The organism is Mesorhizobium sp. ESP7-2 (assembly GCF_020164715.1).
Classification (GTDB): Bacteria; Pseudomonadota; Alphaproteobacteria; order Rhizobiales; family Rhizobiaceae; genus Mesorhizobium.
This window is the reverse complement of sequence record NZ_JAIUGQ010000037.1, coordinates 38,677-57,173: the sequence shown is the minus strand read 5'-3', so window position 1 is coordinate 57,173 and position 18,497 is coordinate 38,677. Positions and strand designations below refer to the sequence as shown.

The 18,497-nt window shown below is 63.1% G+C and carries 20 protein-coding genes; 12 read left to right on the top strand and 8 right to left on the bottom strand.

Annotated features, from left to right (window positions below):
• Positions 1–5 precede the first annotated feature (5 nt).
• The 5 genes from LB543_RS26695 to LB543_RS26675 all read left to right on the top strand — a co-directional run bounded on the left by LB543_RS26695 (position 6) and on the right by LB543_RS26675 (position 5,065).
• A complete protein-coding gene (locus LB543_RS26695) occupies positions 6–1,256 on the top strand; it encodes a vWA domain-containing protein (RefSeq protein ID WP_224616275.1) in 1,251 nt (416 codons plus the stop codon).
• A gap of 48 nt (positions 1,257–1,304) precedes the next feature.
• Positions 1,305–1,643 (top strand): XdhC family protein, encoded by a 339-nt coding sequence (locus tag LB543_RS26690; protein ID WP_224616274.1) that lies wholly within the window; start codon positions 1,305–1,307, stop codon positions 1,641–1,643.
• A 6-nt stretch (positions 1,644–1,649) separates the two neighbouring features.
• Positions 1,650–2,354 (top strand): XdhC family protein, encoded by a 705-nt coding sequence (locus tag LB543_RS26685; protein WP_224616273.1) that lies wholly within the window; start codon positions 1,650–1,652, stop codon positions 2,352–2,354.
• Positions 2,351–3,961 (top strand): NTP transferase domain-containing protein, encoded by a 1,611-nt coding sequence (locus LB543_RS26680; RefSeq protein ID WP_224616272.1) that lies wholly within the window; start codon positions 2,351–2,353, stop codon positions 3,959–3,961. Before LB543_RS26685 ends, LB543_RS26680 begins: the two co-directional genes overlap by 4 nt.
• A gap of 252 nt (positions 3,962–4,213) precedes the next feature.
• Positions 4,214–5,065, top strand: a complete 852-nt coding sequence (locus LB543_RS26675) for an alpha/beta hydrolase family protein (protein ID WP_224616282.1) — start codon at positions 4,214–4,216, stop codon at positions 5,063–5,065.
• A gap of 29 nt (positions 5,066–5,094) precedes the next feature.
• Here LB543_RS26675 and LB543_RS26670 read toward each other — a convergent pair whose 3' ends face one another.
• The gene (locus LB543_RS26670; RefSeq protein WP_224616271.1) at positions 5,095–6,144 is read right to left on the bottom strand and encodes a DUF1176 domain-containing protein; all 1,050 of its coding nucleotides are present in this window, start codon (positions 6,142–6,144) and stop codon (positions 5,095–5,097) included.
• 141 nt (positions 6,145–6,285) lie between these two features.
• On the opposite strand from LB543_RS26670, the gene LB543_RS26665 reads away from it, so the two are divergent.
• Positions 6,286–6,792 (top strand): DUF1993 family protein, encoded by a 507-nt coding sequence (locus LB543_RS26665; RefSeq protein ID WP_224616270.1) that lies wholly within the window; start codon positions 6,286–6,288, stop codon positions 6,790–6,792.
• Between the two features lie 51 nt (positions 6,793–6,843).
• Here the strand turns inward: LB543_RS26665 and LB543_RS26660 are convergent, their stop codons facing one another.
• Positions 6,844–7,008, bottom strand: a complete 165-nt coding sequence (locus LB543_RS26660) for a hypothetical protein (protein ID WP_140755132.1) — start codon at positions 7,006–7,008, stop codon at positions 6,844–6,846.
• A 361-nt stretch (positions 7,009–7,369) separates the two neighbouring features.
• Between LB543_RS26660 and LB543_RS26655 the strand changes: the two genes are divergently transcribed.
• From LB543_RS26655 to LB543_RS26645, 3 genes are all read left to right on the top strand, one after another.
• Complete coding sequence (locus LB543_RS26655) at positions 7,370–7,831, top strand: hypothetical protein (protein ID WP_224616269.1); 462 nt, start codon at positions 7,370–7,372, stop codon at positions 7,829–7,831.
• Between the two features lie 118 nt (positions 7,832–7,949).
• Entirely contained in the window at positions 7,950–9,017 is a 1,068-nt protein-coding gene (locus tag LB543_RS26650) for an aldo/keto reductase (protein ID WP_224616268.1), read from the top strand.
• Between the two features lie 47 nt (positions 9,018–9,064).
• Positions 9,065–10,333, top strand: coding sequence for a cysteine desulfurase-like protein (locus LB543_RS26645; RefSeq protein WP_224616267.1), 1,269 nt, complete (start codon positions 9,065–9,067; stop codon positions 10,331–10,333).
• A 10-nt stretch (positions 10,334–10,343) separates the two neighbouring features.
• Here the strand turns inward: LB543_RS26645 and LB543_RS26640 are convergent, their stop codons facing one another.
• From LB543_RS26640 to LB543_RS26620, 5 genes are read right to left on the bottom strand one after another with little or no spacing between them, the layout of a single operon-like run.
• Positions 10,344–11,372: a histone deacetylase family protein gene (locus tag LB543_RS26640; RefSeq protein WP_224616266.1), complete on the bottom strand. Its 1,029-nt coding sequence runs from the start codon at positions 11,370–11,372 to the stop codon at positions 10,344–10,346.
• Positions 11,369–11,872, bottom strand: a complete 504-nt coding sequence (locus LB543_RS26635) for a GNAT family N-acetyltransferase (RefSeq protein ID WP_224593846.1) — start codon at positions 11,870–11,872, stop codon at positions 11,369–11,371. The genes LB543_RS26640 and LB543_RS26635 overlap by 4 nt, the downstream gene beginning before the upstream one ends.
• A gap of 57 nt (positions 11,873–11,929) precedes the next feature.
• Positions 11,930–12,859: a 3-keto-5-aminohexanoate cleavage protein gene (locus tag LB543_RS26630; RefSeq protein WP_224616265.1), complete on the bottom strand. Its 930-nt coding sequence runs from the start codon at positions 12,857–12,859 to the stop codon at positions 11,930–11,932.
• Between the two features lie 5 nt (positions 12,860–12,864).
• Positions 12,865–14,250 (bottom strand): aspartate aminotransferase family protein, encoded by a 1,386-nt coding sequence (locus LB543_RS26625; protein WP_224616264.1) that lies wholly within the window; start codon positions 14,248–14,250, stop codon positions 12,865–12,867.
• Position 14,251: 1 nt separating this feature from the next.
• The gene (locus LB543_RS26620) at positions 14,252–15,892 is read right to left on the bottom strand and encodes a N,N-dimethylformamidase beta subunit family domain-containing protein (protein WP_224616281.1); all 1,641 of its coding nucleotides are present in this window, start codon (positions 15,890–15,892) and stop codon (positions 14,252–14,254) included.
• A 156-nt stretch (positions 15,893–16,048) separates the two neighbouring features.
• Between LB543_RS26620 and LB543_RS26615 the strand changes: the two genes are divergently transcribed.
• Positions 16,049–16,297, top strand: a complete 249-nt coding sequence (locus LB543_RS26615) for a ParB N-terminal domain-containing protein (RefSeq protein WP_140755118.1) — start codon at positions 16,049–16,051, stop codon at positions 16,295–16,297.
• A gap of 143 nt (positions 16,298–16,440) precedes the next feature.
• On the opposite strand, the gene LB543_RS26610 is transcribed toward LB543_RS26615, so the two are convergent.
• Positions 16,441–17,469: an isopenicillin N synthase family dioxygenase gene (locus LB543_RS26610; RefSeq protein ID WP_224616263.1), complete on the bottom strand. Its 1,029-nt coding sequence runs from the start codon at positions 17,467–17,469 to the stop codon at positions 16,441–16,443.
• Between the two features lie 149 nt (positions 17,470–17,618).
• On the opposite strand from LB543_RS26610, the gene LB543_RS26605 reads away from it, so the two are divergent.
• Both LB543_RS26605 and LB543_RS26600 read left to right on the top strand, forming a co-directional pair.
• Positions 17,619–17,978, top strand: coding sequence for a GFA family protein (locus LB543_RS26605; protein WP_224616262.1), 360 nt, complete (start codon positions 17,619–17,621; stop codon positions 17,976–17,978).
• A 152-nt stretch (positions 17,979–18,130) separates the two neighbouring features.
• Positions 18,131–18,328, top strand: a complete 198-nt coding sequence (locus tag LB543_RS26600) for a hypothetical protein (protein WP_140755112.1) — start codon at positions 18,131–18,133, stop codon at positions 18,326–18,328.
• Positions 18,329–18,497 lie beyond the last annotated feature (169 nt).

Here is an 18,497-nt window from a genome sequence, read left to right as displayed (position 1 = left end):
CGGTAATGAAGACGCCGCGTCCCGATCCCAGAGAGGCGACCGAGGACGGCCGGATCGCCGACAACATCGTCTATTTTGCCCGCACCTTGCGCAAGGCCGGTATGCGGGTCGGGCCGGCCTCGGTCAAGGACGCGATCGAGGCGGTGCTCGTCGCCGGCATCGGCTCACGCGATGATTTCTACTGGACGCTGCACGCCGTTCTGGTGTCCAGGCACGAGGATCACCCGACCTTCGACGAAGCCTTCAGGCTGTTCTGGAAATCGCGCGAACTGATCGAAAAGCTGCTGGCGATGTTTTCGCCGGTGGCGCCTGACGTCAGGCAGAAGCAGAAGCCGCGCGCGGCCGAAAACCGCGTCAGCCAGGCGATGTTCGAGGGTCATCAGAAGAACCAGACGCCTCAGGAAATCCCGGAGATCGAGGTCGATGCCCGCTTCACTTTCTCCGGCAACGAGGTGTTGCGGGGCAAGGATTTCGCGCAGATGAACGCTGCCGAGATGGCCGATGCCAAGAAGGCTATCGCCGAGCTGCGATTGCCTTTCGACATGGTGCGGACGAGGCGGTTCAAGGTCGATGCACACGGCCGCCGCATCGATCCACGTGCCATGATGCGCTCGGCGGCGCGCACCGGCGGTGAATTGATCCTGCCGAAATTCCGCTCGGTCCGCGAAACACACCCGCCGCTGGTGGTACTGGCAGACATTTCCGGTTCGATGAGCCAGTACACGCGCATCTTCCTGCATTTCCTGCACGCGCTGACGGAAAAGCGCCGGCGCGTGCACACCTTCGTCTTCGGCACGCGGTTGACCAATTTGACCCGGCAGATGCGCCACCGCGATCCCGATGCCGCCCTTGCCGATTGCTCGGCGGCGGTCAAGGACTGGTCGGGCGGCACGCGCATCGGCAATACGCTGGCCGAGTTCAACCTTGTATGGTCGCGACGCGTGCTGGGACAGGGCGCGGTGGTGCTTCTGATCACCGACGGACTGGAGCGCGACGATGTCGTGGGCTTGTCGGAAGAGATGGAGCGGCTGCACAAATCCTGCCGGCGGCTGATCTGGCTGAATCCGTTGTTGCGCTTCGATGGTTTTCAGGCGCGCGCCCGGGGCGTCAAGGCGATGCTGCCGCATGTCGACGAATTCCGCTCGGTGCACAATCTCGACGCGCTCGCCGATCTCTGCGCCTCGCTGGACAAGAAATCGGCGCTTTCGGTCGATCCGCGGCGGTGGATGGGTGCTGGCGCGAGGCACGCCGCATAGCCATATGTTTCCCGAACCCTGGAAAAACAGATCCTGAAAGAAGCAACGATGAGCGACAGCATTTATCTCGATGAGGCCCGCGACCCGCTGATCATCGCGGAAGCCTGGATGAAGGACGGCAAGGATGTCGCTATCGCGACCGTGGTCGAGACCTGGGGTTCGGCGCCACGCCCCGTCGGCAGCCACCTTGTCATCGATGCCGATGGCAATTTCCATGGTTCCGTTTCGGGTGGCTGCGTCGAGGGTGCCGTCGTGACCGAGGCGGTCGACGTCATCGGCTCCGGCAAGGCCAGAATGCTCGAGTTCGGAGTTGCCGACGAGATGGCCTGGCAGGTGGGCCTGTCCTGTGGCGGCCGCATCAAGGTTTATGTCGAGCGATTGGGCTGACCTCGGATGGATCCCTATGCGCTGAAAACGCTCAATGCCGAACGACGCGCCCGCCGCGCGGCGATCCTCGTCACCGATCTCGGTGATGGTCGCGGTCGTATCGTGCGGGAGGGCGATCAGGTCGCCGGTGATCTCGGAGCGGCGATCGCTAGGGCATTTCGATCCGGCAATTCCGGCTCCGTCGAGGCGGAAGGACGGACCTTCTTTCTCAATGCGCATCTGCCGCAGCCGCGCCTGGTAGTGATCGGCGCCGTGCATATCAGTCAGGCGCTCGCGCCGATGGCCCGGATCGCCGGCTATCCGCTGGAGATCATCGATCCGCGCACTGCCTTCGCCACACCGGACCGGTTTCCCGACGTCGCCTTGCATGCCGACTGGCCGCAGGACGTGCTGCAGCGCCAGCCGCTCGACAGTTACACCGCGCTCGCCGCCGTCACTCATGACCCGAAGATCGATGATTTCGCGCTGAAGGCGGCACTCGACGCCAACTGTTTCTATATCGGGGCGCTCGGCAGCCGAAAGACGCATGCAAAGCGCGTCGAGCGTCTGCTGGCGCTGGGCGCGAGTGCCGACCAGATCGCGCGTATCCACGCGCCGATCGGGCTGGACATCGGGGCGGCAAGCCCCGCCGAGATCGCCGTCGCCATTCTCGCGCAGACCATCCTTGCCTTCCGCTCGCGCGGCCTGGATGCGAAAGGCGCGGTGGCGTGAAATTCGGTCCGATCCCGATCGAGGCGGCCGAGGGGGCGGTGCTGGCGCATGCCACCACCGCCGGCGAAAAGCGGTTTCGCAAGGCGCACAGGCTGAGCGCCGAAGATGTCTCCATACTCAAAAGGGCCGGTATCTCGCAAGTCGTCGCGGCCGTGCTGGCTCCGGACGATCTCGGTGAGGATGCCGCGGCGCAAAGAATTGCGCAGAGCATGACCTTTGGGGGCATCGAGGCGAAGCCTGCCGCCACCGGTCGGGTCAATCTCCACGCCAGGGCGGCTGGTATCTTCACGGTCAATGCCGCTGTCATCGACGCCATCAATGCCGTCGATCCCGCCATCACCATCGCCACACTGGCCCGGCACGCGCCGGTCGAGAAGGGCCAGATGGTCGCGACGGTGAAGGTCATTCCCTTCGCGGTCTCTTCCACGCTGGTCGACGCCGTGATGAAAATCTGTGCCGGCGGAGAAATCTTTGCCGTCAACGCCTATCGGCCGTTGCGTGTCGGTGTCATCCAGACGGTACTGCCGGGCACCAAACCTGGTGTGCTCGACAAGACGTTGCGCGTCACCGAAGCCAGGCTGGCGCGCTCGGGCGGCAGGCTGACGGCGGAGCGCCGCACGCCGCATGAGATTGGCCCTGTCGCCGAGGCGGCCATCGCGCTGGCGCGTGACAACGACATGGTGGTGATCTTCGGGGCTTCCGCCATGAGCGATTTCGCCGATGTCGTTCCGGCGGCCATCGAGAGGGCGGGCGGTACAGTCATCCGCGCGGGCATGCCTGTCGATCCCGGCAATCTGCTGGTGCTCGGCACGCTCGGCGGCAAGCGCGTCATCGGCGCGCCTGGCTGCGCTCGCAGCCCCAAGGAGAACGGCTTCGACTGGGTGCTCGACCGGTTGATTGCCGGCCTCGATGTCACCGCGCGCGACATCGCCGGCATGGGCGTCGGCGGCCTGCTGATGGAGATACCGACGCGGCCGCAGCCGCGCGAGCCGCTGCCGGCCAAAAACCGGCTCAAGGTCGGGATCGTGCTTCTGGCGGCGGGCCGGTCGAGCCGCATGGGCGGACCGAACAAGCTGATGGCGCTGTTCGACGGCCAACCGCTGGTGCGCCGCACCACCGAACGCGCGCTCGCCTCGAAGGCTTCGGGCACGATCGTCGTCACCGGCCATCAGCGCGAGCGGGTGCGCGCGGCCTTGTCTGGCCTCGACGTCACCTTCGCCGACAATCCCGACTTTGCCGATGGCCTGTCCACGTCCCTGAAGGCCGGAATTGCCTATCTGCCGCAAGACGTCGCCGGTGCAATGATCGTTCTTGGAGACATGCCCGGCGTGGCGCCTGGCGACCTCGACCGGCTGATCGATGCGTTCCTCGCGGCCGGAGGCAATTCGGTGGTTCGCGCCTCGCATGAAGGCAAACGCGGCAATCCGGTGCTCCTGCCGCGCTCGCTGTTCGCGGCCGTCGCCCATCTCGAAGGCGATACCGGCGCACGCCATCTGGTCGAGGCCGAGGGGCTCGATGTCATCGATGTCGAGATCGGCGAGGGCGCGTCCGTCGATGTCGACACCCGAGAGGCGCTCGAAGGCGCCGGCGGCGTGCTGCAGGATTGACAAATAGAGGTTGAATTTCGCATGCCTGATGGCATGGCCTTCTCTTTCTTACTTCGCCGCTGCTTACCCCCCTCTGTCCTGCCGGACATCTCCCCCTCAAGGGGGGAGATCGGATGTCACGATGGCTTTCGCCAATCGCTAACGCCGGAGCAAATATCGCGACGCGGAAGCTGCCAATCTCCCCCCTCGAGGGGGAGATGGCCGGCAGGCCAGAGGGGGGCGCCTCGCGCTGTCCCTGCATTTCTGCTTGCAATATCCTTCTTGTTTCCGATCGCGGCCTACGCTGATGTTCTCACGCTCAAACCCTTCAAGGACGATCTCTTCGCCTATCCGGCGACGCTCTCGTCCGACAGCGACGGCGCCTACACCGTCCTCGACTACCGTGAAATGCGCGACATCAACCAGCGCGACGAGGTGCCGGAAAAGCGCGTGCACCGCCAGTACACCGACACCGGCGTGCGCAAGGTGCAGCAGGATCTGATGTTGAAGACGGACGCCGGCGATGTCAGGCATGTCGCCGTCGGCAAGACGCAAGGCGCCGCCGTCATCGTGCTCTATCTGCACGGGCAGGGCGGCAGCCGCAAGCAAGGCGTCGACGACTTCACCTTCGGTGGCAATTTCAACCGCCTCAAGAACCTGATGGCCGGCAATGGCGGGCTCTATATCACACCTGATTTTCCTGATTTCGGCGACAAGGGCGCAGCACTGATCGCGGCCCTGATCGAGCACTATGCCGAACAGTCCCCGGGCGCGAAAATCTTCATCGCTTGCGGCTCGATGGGCGGTGCGCTGTGCTGGAAGCTTGCCGCACGCAAGGATACTGGCGCCCGCATCAACGGCTTGCTGCTGTTGGGTTCGCTATGGGACCAGAGCTTTTTCGCCAGCCCCGCCTTCAAACGCCGGGTGCCGGTCTTCTTCGGCCAGGGCAGCCATGACGTGGTCTTTCCCGTTGCCAACCAGGAGGCCTTCTTCCGCTCCATCCTCGCCAAGTCCAAAACCTATCCAACCCGTTTTGTCCGCTTCGAAACCGGCACCCATGGCACGCCAATCCGCATGGCAGATTGGCGCGGAACGCTCAACTGGATGCTGTCGAAGGCGCCCTGAACGACGCTGACTGCAAGCCCGGGGTATTTTCAGGGCGCGGTGTTGTAGTCGACGACTGTCTCAGGGTTCTGCTCGCCGTCATAGGACGCATCGACATCATACTGGACCAGCGAGAAATCGCCGTTGCGGAACAGATAGGTGCCCGATGACGAGGCATCGCCGGCGCCGCGCCATTTGTTGAAGGTGGTGATCGTGTGGGCATCCTTGTCATAGTCGGAATTGGTCGCCCAGCCTGTCGTCCGGAAGCCGACAATGTGCATGGACTCGACCTTGCCCTCGCTGTCGTTGTTGACGTAGCGGATATCCATCTCAGGCTCGGTGAACTGCAACTGCCTGACACCAGATACATCATCGCTCATGTAGTAGACGGAGTTTTCATTATAGGCCGCGGTAGAGCAGGCGAAATGAAAAAGCCGCGTTTCCCGGTCGGGATCGCCGGCGGCCGCGTCCTTGTCCCTGTATTTGATCGAGAAAGTTTCCGGCTCGTTGGCTAGAAGATTTTTGTCACACTGGTCGGCATAGGTCGCCAGCAAGGCCTTCTTGGCCTGTTCCAGTGCGGCATCCTTCTTCGGTGGCGGCGGACCGTCGCCGCAGCTTGGCGGCAGCGCTTCGTCGAAATCCGCGGTGGAGGGCTTCAGCGCCCCCTTGTCGATAAAGATCGGCTGGAAGGGCGGCGCCTGGATTTGGGCATTGACCTGGCGCAGCGTGTAGCAGCCGGCGAAAACCTTCGCTTCGCCCTTCTTGTCGGTTGCCTGGATGGCGACCGGGACGTTGTAATAGATGCTGCCCGCCGCGCCCTCGTCCGAGATCGGACCGGTCTTGACCTCCACCGTGTCGGTGCCGTCATAGCCTTTGACGAACGTATCGAAATCCTTTGCCGGCTTTGTATCTCCATAGTAGCCCCAAGCGCGGGCGAATTCATGGCGGTTGATGGCGCTGTAGAGAGAGCGGACGACCGCATCAGCGCTCGACCGATCATCGACGTAAGGCGCTTCGGGCGTATCGCTGGCGGCCAATGCCGTTTGGCCTGTCGTGGCAAGGGAGAGAAGGGCAGTCGCTGCCAGAAGGGCGCGTCTCATGGGGAATCTCCACTCGATAACGAAGATTCTACCATGGCGATTGCGGCGACGTGGTGACACCGTGTCTGCGGCGCTTGAAGAATCGTGCGCAGAGGCGCTACCTCCCTCCCACCGGCGCTCAGACCGGACAGGAGATCTGACGTGACGATATCGATGTATGAGGCATCCGTGCCCGTGTTTTCAGCCAGGCTGAAAGCACTTTCCAGTGTGCTTGCGGCAGCCGAACAGAATGCGCTTGACCGCAAGATCGACCCGCAGGTGTTTTTGACGGCGCGGCTCGCGCCCGACATGTTCGCCCTTGCCAGGCAGGTGCAGATCGCAACCGACCACGCCAAGGGCGCGCCGTCACGGCTGGCCGGCCGCGAAGTGCCGAAATATGAGGACAATGAAGCAAGCTTTGCCGATCTCGAAGCGAGGATCGCCAAGACGGTCGCCTATCTGGCGACTTTTTCGGCCGCCGATATCGACGGATCGGATGACAGGATGGTCGAGTTGAAGCTGGGGGGCCGGGAAACCACTTTGAGCGGCATGCAATATCTGCTGCATTTCGCCATGCCCAACTTCTATTTCCATCTCACCACCGCCTACGACATCCTTCGCCACAATGGTGTGCCGCTGGGAAAGGCGACATTCCTGGGATCGCGTTGAGGAGTGACGTTCGAGATGTCCCGTATCGATCCGGGACATCTCGCAACCTGCCTAGCGGATGGACATTTCGCGGGCGATGCGCGGGAAATCGGCAGGCTTGATGCCGATGTCGGCGCGCTCGGCATTGCTCATCGAATAAAGCAGTGCGAGCGCCGCGCGATATCTCTGATGTTCCTGCGGGCGCGGCCGGGCGAACATTTCCGTGAAGAAACCCATGGTTCAGGCTCCTGGTTGGTCCTCCACGCCAGACAGTATAGGTGAATCGTGAAGATTGTGCAGTGCAGCATTTGCATGCCTGCCATGTCGGGATGATTTTTCAAATTTTTCTGGCGGCCCGGTGAAACTCTTGCGCCGCGCCAATCGTTAGGCTTCGAAGCTGGCACATCCCGGACTGCAAAAGGTGCAGTCCGGCTCTTCGTTTGAGGAACATTGATCCCCGATCGGAATCCTGGCAACGGCTAAATTCGTTCACATCGGTGGCATGTATTTTTAACGAGCCGGTTCTACTCTGTAGTCCAGACAGTCAGGCAAGCGGGAGGCTGACATCGCTACCAGCGCCAAGCGTGATTTCGCTTCGTTGCTCGACGACCTCTTCGTCGCCTCCGACAAGAGCGACGGCATCGAGGGCGCGGAGACCGGCGCGCGCCCATCCATCCCGTTCGATTATCTCTCGGTCGCCGATGAACTCCATTCCGGCCGCATCAAGGTATCCGCCGCGGAATATCGCGAGGCCGGTGCCGATCTAGCCGGCGAATTCGCCGCCTTGCTCGAACAGGCCAGGCTGGCCCTGGCTGGCGAAGAGCCGAAGCCGGAGGAAACATTGCCGCCGATCGATCCTGAATCGATCGCGGTCGAACTGGGACTGAATCAACCCAAGGGCGTTGCCGATTTCGGTCGCATGCGCCGCAGCTTTGCCTTCGCCAACCATCCCGACCGCGTTGCCCCGCATCTGCGCCAGCGCGCCATGATCCGCATGCAGGTGGCCAATATGCTGATCGACGAGGCCAAGCGCCGCGCCGTGGCCGTCGCACGCCGCTAACCGTCTCCGCTCATGCAAAAGTCGGCCCGGCGAGGCTTGGAGAGCGCCTTCGCTTTTCCTATAAGATGCGAATTCCTCCCCGCGCAGCCGCGCATACCTCCCTCCGGAGCAGAATTCCATGCACAAACGCCGTCTCGGTCGGACCGATCTTCTTGTTACCCAGATTTGCCTTGGTTCGATGACCTGGGGCCAGCAGAACACCGAGGCCGAGGGCCATGCCCAAATGGACCTGGCCTTCTCGCGTGGCGTCAATTTCATCGACACCGCCGAACTCTATCCGATCCCGCCCAAGGCCGAGACGCAAGGGCGGACCGAGAAGATCATCGGCAGCTGGATGAAGTCCAAGGGCAATCGCGACAAGGTGATCCTTGCCTCAAAGGTCGTCGGTCGCACGGCCAATGCCTGGTTTCGCGGCGACCGACCCTCGCAATTGGTGCGGGCCGATATCTTTGATGCCATCGACAAGTCGCTGGCCAAGCTCGGCACGGACTATCTCGACCTTTATCAAATCCACTGGCCGGAGCGTGACATTCCCTGGGGCGCCAACCCGACGCGTGTCGGCGCGGTGGCGCGGCGTGCCGATGCTGTCGGCGCACCAGCCGGCGAAACGCCGATCGCCGAGACGCTCGCAGTGTTCGAGGAACTGGTGAAGGCAGGGAAAGTCCGCCATTTCGGTCTTTCGAACGAGAGTTCTTGGGGCGTGATGCGCTTCCTGGCGGAGGCCGACAAGGAGATCGGTCCGCGCGTCGCCTCGATCCAGAACGCCTACAACTTGGTCAACCGCACCTTCGAGGTGAACCTCGCCGAGGTTTGCGAGCGCGAAGGGGTGTCGCTGCTCGCCTATTCGCCACTGGCGCAGGGTTATCTGACCGGCAAATACGATCACGGCGCCCGCCCGCAGGGCTCGCGCTCGCAACTGTTCAATCGCGGTCAGCGTTATGAGACGCCCAATGCCGCCGAAGCGCAGCTCGAATACAATGAACTGGCGCGCTCTTTCGGCCTGGAGCCGGCGCTGTTTGCCAATGCCTATGTCTCGAGCCGCCCCTTCGTGACCTCCAACATCATCGGCGCGACAACCATTTCGCAGCTGGAAATGGCGCTGTCCTCGGTGGATGTCGTCTGGACCGAAGAGATGCAGAAGGCGGTGGACGCCATTCACCAACGGGTCGGCAATCCCTGTCCGTGACCTGGCCGGCTGCGGAATTGTCGAACAACAGCAAAGGGGTGGAGACGATGTTGGATTTCCCGATCGAGGCCGTGCGTGGAAAATTCCCCGCTCTCTCGCTGACCGGCAAGGGCCGGCGGCGTATTTATCTCGACAATCCTGCCGGCACGCAGGTGCCGCAGGCTGTGGCCGACGCGGTGTCGCGCTGCCTGCTCACGACCAATGCCAATCTTGGCGGCTATTTTGAAACGACGATCGCGGCGCAGCAGATCGTTGACGAGGCGCATCTGGCGATGGCCGATTTCCTCGGTGCCGCAAGCCCCCAGGAGATCATTATCGGCGCCAACATGACGACGCTGACCTATCACATGTCGCGAACGCTCGGGCGCACGATGAAGCCAGGCGACGAGATCATCCTCACCCGCATGGACCATGAGGGCAATGTGTCGCCCTGGCTGCAACTGGCCGAGGACCTTGGCCTCGTCGTGCACTGGCTGCCGTTCGACGAGAAGAGCTGGCAGGTCGAGGAGGCGACGCTGGCAGGTCTGCTGTCCGGCAAGACACGGCTGGTGGCGTTGAACTACGCCAGCAATCTCACCGGCTCGATCAATCGGGTCAAGTCTTTGACCCAACTTGCAAAAAACGCCGGCGCGCTGGTTTATGTCGATGCCGTGCAATTCGCGCCGCATGGCCTGATCGACGTGCAGGATCTCGGCTGCGATTTCCTGATCTGCTCGGCCTACAAATTCTTCGGTCCGCATATGGGCATATTGTGGGGCCGGCGCGAGGTCATCGAAGGTCTGAAAGCCTATAAATGCCGCTGCTCGTCCGATGGCTTGCCGGAGCGCTTGGAACTCGGCACACCGCAGATCGAACTGATGGCCGGGCTCACCGCCGCGGTCGACTATTTTGCCGACCTCGGCGCCTCGGCCGGCGAGGGTGGGTCGAGAAGGCGCAGGATTGCCAAGGCGTTCGAAGTCTCCATCGCCTATGAAAACCCGCTGGCGCAAAGATTGATCGATGGTCTGTCCGATATTTCCGGGTTGACCATCCACGGCATCACCGATCCGAAACGGCTCGGCGATCGTGTGCCGACTGTTTCCTTCACCGTGGACGGCATAGTGCCTGAAACGATCGTGCGGCAGATGAACGCCGAAAACATTTTCCTGTGGTCGGGCCACAACTATGCCTGGGAGATCGTCCACCAACTCGGCATTCCCGCCGAGCAGGGCGTCGTGCGCATCGGCATCGCGCACTACAATACGGCGTCCGAAATCGACGAAACGCTGGAGAGCGTGCACCGGGTGATTGCCATGCTCAGGCAGCAACGCTCCTGACGCGAGTTTGTCACCGCGCCTTGCCGCCAAAACCGGTGAGGAAGGCGGTGAGATTGTCGCCGAGCGCGTCGCAGAGATAGCCGCCTTCCTGGACGATGACCGTCGGCAGGCCGGGCCCGGCGATGGCCTCGCCGATGCGCGAGAAACCTGGCGTCGTCACCGAAAGCCCGCCGAACGGATCGCCCTCGAACGCGTCGAGGCCGAGCGCCACGACCAGCGCATCGGGGGAGAAGGCGCGGATACGCTGGAACGCCACGCCGAGCGCTTCCAGGAACGCCGCATCCGCGGATTTGCGCGGTAGCGGCAGGTTGAAATTGTAGCCAAGTCCCGGACCTTCACCGCGCTCATCGGCATGGCCCCAGAAGAACGGGTAGAAGCGCACGGGATCGGCATGAAGCGAAACGGTCAGCACGTCAGGTCGCGCATAGAAAATGCCTTGCGTGCCATTGCCGTGATGCAGGTCGACATCGAGGATCGCCACGCGGGCAGCCTGTCTGCGCAGCACCTGTGCCGCGACGGCCGAATTGTTGATGAAGCAGAAGCCGCCGGCGACATCTGCAAAGGCGTGATGGCCAGGTGGTCGGCACAGCGCATAGGCGCCGGAAGCGCCGGCCATCACCGTTTCCGCCGCCTCGACCGCGCTCCAGGCGCTCCACAGCGCGCTCTGCCAGGTCTCGCCCGAGATTGGACAAGCCGTATCGGCCATGTGGTAGCCGACCTGGCCGACAGCGGAGGCCGGATAGGAGCCGTTGCGGGCGATCGGGTGGATGTTGGGGATGACCTCGGCCGACGCCCCTTCGATGCGCTGCCAGCGTTCGAAAATATGTTCGAGGAAGTCGAGATATTCGGGTGTGTGCACCGCCGAGACCGGGCCGAGGCCGTGATCGCGTGGTCGTTCGATCGTGCAACCGGCGGATTTTGCGCCGGCTAGCAATCTTTCGACGCGTTCCGGTTTTTCAGGGTTGGGCTGCGCCGCACCGCTGGAAAGAAAGGCCTTGGGGTCGTGCCGCTTCTGCTCCTGCGCATAGAAGGCCTTCATTCCTGCTCCCCATTTTCCGACGCGTCGGCGAAGGCGAAAAAGGCCTCGCCGATGATTTTCTGCGTCTGCTCGTAACTTGACCAGGCAATGCCCAACCTCTCGTAAAAGGTCTTGGCGCCCTCATTGTCGGTGTCGACGGACAGCCTGAGATACACGCCGCCGTCCCTACGGCACTCGGCCGCCACGCGCCGCAGCAGGCGTTCGCCGATCTTGCGGCCACGGAACCGGTCCTCGACATAGAGGTCCTGCACATAGACGCCAGGCCGACCCATCCAGGTCGAGAAGATCGGGAAATGCAGGCAAAGCCCGGCGAATTCGCCACCGACTTCGGCGATCAGGGTCGAGAAGGCGGGCTTTTCGCCGAAGCCCCAGGTTCTGAGGTCGTCTGCCGTCGAGACGATTTCCTCGGGCGCGCCGATATGGGTACCGAGCTTCAGGATCGCCGCGTGGATGTTTTCGACATCGTCGATGGTGCCGGGGCGGAGGAGGACCGCACTCATCATAGGCACGGCGCCAAGGCAGGACAGAGGGGGGTAGGACCGGGCGCCATCATCACGTCAAAACGCCACCCTGTCACCGCCTTTGAGCGCCAGCATGTCGCGCGCTTCCGCCGGTGTGGCAACCTCCAGCGACAGCCCGTCGAGAATGCCACGGATGCGGCGCACCTGATCGGCGTTGGATTTCGCCAATTGGCGGCCGTCATAGAGGCTGTCTTCCAGCCCGACACGGACATTGCCGCCCATCGCGGCGGCGATCGATATCAGCGGCATCTGGTTGCGGCCCGCGGCCAGCACCGAGAACTGGTAGCTGTCGCCGAACAATTTGTCGGCGATGCGCTTCATGTGGACGAGATTGTCCGGGTCGGCGCCGATGCCGCCCAGTATGCCCAGCACGAACTGGATGAACAGCGGCCCCGAAACCAGTCCCCGGTCGCGGAAATGCGCCAGGGAATAGAGGTGGCCGACATCGTAGCACTCGAATTCGAAGCGGGTGCCGCAGCCTTTGCCAAGCCGCTCGAGCAGGCCCTCCATGTCGGCGAACGTGTTCTTGAAGATGGTGTCGCGCGTGGCTTCGAGCAGCTTCGGTTCCCATTCGTGTTGCCATTCCTTTGGCTTGTCGAGCATCGGGAACAGCGCGAAATTCATCGAGCCCATGTTGAGAGAGCACATTTCGGGCTGGACCCGAAGCGGCGCCGCCAACCGCTGGTCCAGTGTCATCAGCGAGGAGCCGCCGGTGGTGATGTTGATGACAGCCGACGTCGCCTGCTTGATGCGCGGCAGGAACTGCATGAACACATCGGGATCGGCGGTCGGCCGCCCGTCCCTGGGGTCTCGGGCATGCAGATGCAGGATCGAGGCGCCGGCCTCGGCCGCCGCGATGGCGTCCGCGGCTATCTGGTCCGGCGTCACCGGCAGATAGGGCGACATCGACGGCGTGTGCACCGAACCGGTGACGGCGCAGGTGATGATGACTTTACGCGGCGCCATCTGCTCTACCCCCGGCCTTCGACCGGCAGATCTAGCTCCGAGGCAAGAATCTCAAGCGAGTCGCCAATGATGGAGATGATCTCGCCGATCTGTTCGCTGGTGACGATCATCGGCGGCGCCACCATGAAATTGTCGCCGTCGACGCCGCCCTTGACCCTGCGGCCATAGATGATCAGCCCGCGCTCATAGGCGAGGTCGAGCAGACGCTGCGTCGCTTTCTTGCTCTGGTCGATCGGTTTCAGCGTATCGGGATCGGCGACCATTTCGGCGCCGGTAAGCAGCCCCTTGCCGCGCACATCGGCAATGAACGGAAAGCGCTTCGCCAGGCCCTTCAATCCGTCCATCAGCACGTCGCCCATGGCGGCGGCGTTGGCGATCAGGTCGAGCCGGTCCATTTCACCCAGCACGGCAAGCCCGGCGGCGCAGGCAAGAGGGTTGCCGGCATAGGTGTGGCCGTGCTGGAAGCCGCCGGTGGCGAGCAGCGGTTCGACCAGCCGCATCGGCGCCGCCAGCGCGCCGAGCGGCGCATAGCCCGAACCCAGCCCCTTCGATAGTGCGACGATATCGGGCTTGCAGTTCCAGTGGTCGCCGCCGAGGAATTTGCCCGTGCGGCCGGCACCGCTCATCACTTCGTCATGGATCAGCAGGATGCCGTAGCGATCGCAGATCTCGCGGATGCGCGCATAGTAGCTGTCCGGCGCGACAAGCGCAGCGGTCGCCGCGCCGCCGATCGGCTCCATGATGAAGGCGACGACGCTCTCTGGACCTTCGGCGAGGATCTTCTCCTCCAGCATGTCGGCATAACGCACACCGCGCTGCTCCATCGAGAGATTGTCGCGTGCGCGCCAGGCGGTCGGTGCCGGCACGGTCGGCATCACCCGCATCATCGGCGTAAAAGTCTCGGCCAGCGCATCGTCGCCGGTGATCGAAAGCGACCCCAGCGTACCGCCATGATAGGAAGGGAAGCGGGTGATCACTTTCCAGCGACTGGGTTGGCCGGTGGCCACGGCCCATTGCCGCGCCAGCTTGATGCAGGATTCCGTCGCTTCCGAACCGCCGGAGACGAAGAAGATGCGGTCCATGCCTTCCGGCAGCTTGCCGGCAAGTTCGCGCGCCAATTCTTCCGCCGGCTCGTTCTCGAAATGCAGCCGATAGGCGAAGGTGGCGCGGTCCATCTGCCGCTTCATGGCGTCGAGCACATTGCGGTTGGAATGGCCGATATTGGCGACCATCGGGCCGCTCGATCCGTCGATGAAACGGCGGCCATCCTGCGTCCACATGTAGATGCCTTCGGCGCGGTCGATCAGCGGCCGGCGCAGGCTGGAGAGGTAGAACAGATGCGATTGGCGCCGGGCATCGGTGTCTTGAATGGCAGGCTGGACTTTCGACATGTCAGGACTTTCCAAGAAAGCGATCGAGGACATTCTGGGTAACCCGTTCGACCATCGGGTCTTGTCTTAGCAGGCCGGCGACCCATTCGCAGCTTCCGGCGTGGAACACTTCGCCCTTGCCGCGCGGAAAATTGACGATCATTCCATTGCCGCGTTTGACCTTTTCGAGATTGGCGTCGCTCGCCTCGCCGAACAAAGTTTCGGCGGTGAAGCGGCCATCCTCGTCGGTGAGGAACTGGTCCTCGACCGGGATGTCGGCGCTTTCCTCGACCTGGCTTGCCATACCGACGGCGAGCACCTGCAAGCCATCGGGCGCGCCGCTGGTCGCGGTCGGGTAGGGCAGGCCGCCGCGTATCTCGAAGTCGAGCCCGTCCACCTCATAGCCATAGACATGGCTGTCGGCGCCGAGCAGGTCGCCGTAATAGATGCCGGTACCGGCGAAGGCCCAATGTTCCGGCCGATAGACCGGAAAACCGCGTACGCCACGTGGCGCGCAGCCGCCCCAGCCGGCATAGACACCACGTGTGGCGTTGAGCCCGAAGGTGGCTGAACCCGGCCGGCCGATTTCGGGCGCTTCCCAGGAATTGGTGGCGCGCGTCACGTCGCCGCCGCGATAGGCGGGATCCTCGGCCCGGGCGCGGTATTTGTAGCAGACCTGTCGGCGGCCCTCGTCCTCCAGCCGCGTCTGCCACATGAAATTGCCGGCAAAACGCGCCGCGTAACCGCCGCGTTCGACGTAGAAGTCGACCGCGTCGCGCATCTCCCAGGTCCAGTATTCGTCATGGCCGACGAAGACCGCGCAGTCATATCCGTCGAGAATCTCGGGCGAAAAATGCAGTTCGTTCTGGCTGGCGAGATCGACGCCGTAGCCGGATCGTTCGGCGAAGCGAAAAAAATGGCTGTCGTAGCTGGCCCAACCTGACGAGGCGTATTTCTTCGAATGACCGGTGGCGAGCGCCCACTCCATGTGCGGATACCGCGGCACGGTCTTCGGCGGCACCGCGACCTCCAATGGCACGCGCGGCGCATCCCCGGGCAGCACGACGAAGCCGCGGCACCAGGGGCGCTGCGTCGACACGATGGGCGAGTACTGGTTGCGGTCGGGCCCGGTGATGCCCTGATAGTGGTTGGAGCCTCCCCAGGTGTTGTAGGCAAGCCATGTGCCCGTCGCCGCCACCTGCAGCACGCGGCCGGGTTTCTTGCCGGGCTGGGGAGAAACGATAAAAATGTGGTGACTTTGGATCGGCTTGCCGTCGCGCCCGTCTGCGGTCAGGGTCACGCGATAGGCGCCGGACGACCAGTCGCTTCCGACGCAAAATTCGAAGGAGGCTTGCCAGCCGCAACCTTCGGCCGAGCATTGATCCGGACTGTCCTGCCAGCACGATGCGATGCCCGACTTCTCGAACATTTTCGTCTCGGTGCCGCCGTCCCGAACGATCGTGATGCCGAAGGACGGAGCGGTCGAACTGACATGCAGCGTAACCGTCTCGCCGGCACGGTACGAAAACCGGTCGCTGTAACACCAGATCTCGCCGCGTTCGCCATCCATGCCTGGCCATTCGTAATAGTGGCCGCGCACGGCATGGCGGCGTTGCTCGGGCGTCAGCCCGAAATCGGGAAATTCGGTCGGCGGATTGATCATGAAGCCCTGGACCATCGGAGGCGCCATTTCGGCGATCCGCCGGCCAGGCGTCAAATGGAAACGATCATGCCAGCATTCGTTAGCCGCACTCTTGGCCGCGCTCGGCAAACCGACTATCTCAGGAAAGATGGCGGCGGCTCCGCCACGGGGACAGGCATGCTCAGGGTGCAAAAGGTCAAGGTCGACGACATCTATGTGCCCACCGCGCGCAAGAAGACGCTGCATCCCGAGACCGTCCGGCATCTGGCCGAGGATATACTGGAAAACGGTATGAAGACGCCGATCCAGGTCCGCCACGACGGCAAGCGGCACATACTTGTCGAAGGACTGCATCGTCTGGAGGCAGCCAAGTGGCTCGGCGAGTCGGAGATCGACGCCTATCTGGTGCACGCCAAACGTCACTGACGCGCGCCTCCTCTGCAGCACTCACAGTGTCCAGAATTTTTCACCGGCGATTTCGGGTCGCGTTGGCTCGGCTCGTCCTTGGGACGCAAACCTGACCCTGCCATCTCCGCAGGTCGTCTCCAGCGAGACGGCCTGCGTGTCGCTCAGGAAGCCTTGACGCGGCGCGGCTGCCTCAGATGCTTGATACCGCTCATCTCGACGAAGTTCGTCGCCGACTCCCAGAGATAGTCACCGTAGAGAAACGGCGCGAACGGTTCGGCGTCGTCCAATGGCAGAGGCGAGATTTCCGCATCGACGCGCGGCTCGTAGAAGAACGGGATCGAGAACCGCACCGTTTTCGGCGCGATGACCCGGTGCCGTGTCGCCCGCACGCGGCCGCCGGTCCAGCGTTCCAGCAACTGGCCGAAATTGACCGCCAGCGTGCCGTTGGCTGGAGGCACGTCGATCCATTCGCCGGCGAGGTTCTTTGCCTGCAGGCCCTCGACGCCGTCCTGCGCCAGCAAGGTGACGAAGCCTGAATCGGCATGTTCGCGGCCGATGATGGTGCGCATCTCACCCTTGTGGATCACCGAAAACTCCGGCCCGCTGGTGTCGACGCCGGCATTGGCGTCGCGCAGGGGATAGCGGATCAGGCGCAGCGTCGAGATGCCACCATCGAAATAGGCATCGAAGATCAGTTCAGGCAGGCCAAGTCCGCGAGCGATCGACCGCATCAGCATGGTGCCGATCGTCTCCATCGCGCGATAGTAGTCGGCTGTCGCGGTTCGCCAGCCGGGCAGCGCATTTTCGGCCGGCAGTGGTGTCGGCTCGCACAAGGGATCGTCGGAGGCTGACAGTCGCGCCGCGTCGGCAAGGTCCGGCCCCATGTCGATACCTTCCTTGTAGGAAACGGCTTGCGGCTGCAGCGGAAACCAGCCGCGGTAGAAATTCTTCTTCGTGTGATCGAAATTCCAGCGCAGCAATTCCTGCCTCCCGGCATCGGGAAGCGCGAAGATGCGCAGCACTTGCGCGCGCTTGTCCGGCGTCAGCCAGTCGTCGCCGGGGAAATCCCGGACCGCCATGAAGCCGATGCCGGACGCGGCGGCCATGATCCTGGCGTCGCAGCGGTCGCGGGCGGGCGAGGGCGGTCCGAACAGAGCCGCAATGCCGATTGTTTCGATGTCCGCTGTCATGACGGTCCTGCCACATCACGATAATCGATGACCTTGTATCAAAGCTTTTCAATTGACCCAATCGGCTTCGCCGCTACCTTGCCGCCTGTTCACTCCAACAATGGATCCAGGCGACGACAAAATATGAGGGCGGATGCCTGTGCAGGGCGGTGCGCTACCGCACCGACGCCGGCCCCATCAACGAGCGCATCTGTCATTGCCGGCTCTGCCAGAAGGCGATCGGCGCGGCCTTCAATGCGCGCGTTCTGTTCCGCATCGACGATGTGACGGTCGAGGGCCCGTTGGCCACGGTCAATACCTCGCCGGACCTCGAGCGCGGTTTTTGCCCGAGCTGCGGCACGACGATGTTTTCGCGGCGCGTTTCGGCCGGCATCATCGGCGTCACGACCGGTTCGCTCGACGACCCGTCGCTGTTCCGGCCCCAGATGCATATCTGGACCACCTCGAAGCAGCCTTGGGTGATGCTGGACGACGGCCTGCCGCAATATGAAGGCGCTCCGCCGGCCTAGGCTTTCTCCTTCCCGTCAGCAGGAGAGGACGTGCCCTAGGATGACCAAAAAATAACCCAAAGAGACACGCGATAGCCGGCAAAGCGTCATTGGCGGGCCATCTTTGTCACCCTATCTAAGCGTCGCGGGCCCGGCATTCGAGGAGACGACGGATGAGCGACAGCATCAGCACCCTGGACGAGCTTTTGAGCGACCCGATGGTCCTGCTTGTGATGGAGCGCGACCGTGTGCGCCCGGAACAGGTGCGCATGCTGCTTGAGCGGGCTCGCCGGCCGTCCGCAGAGGAGCCTGTCATGCCGCCCGCGCATGTGATTGCCAGGACCTGCCAGAAACTGTGGCTGTGCCCGTAATCGTCTTGTCAACCTCACCCATGGGAGCATCGCCGGCCCTTCGGGCCGGTTTGAACCGTACGCGCCTGACGCGGCGGTGCCAGCTTACAAATCCGTAAATTGATTCTCCGCAGCATGACGGTATGGCTTGTCCGGCTCCGATCGCCGCCGATCGTGCCTTCGCAAGTCC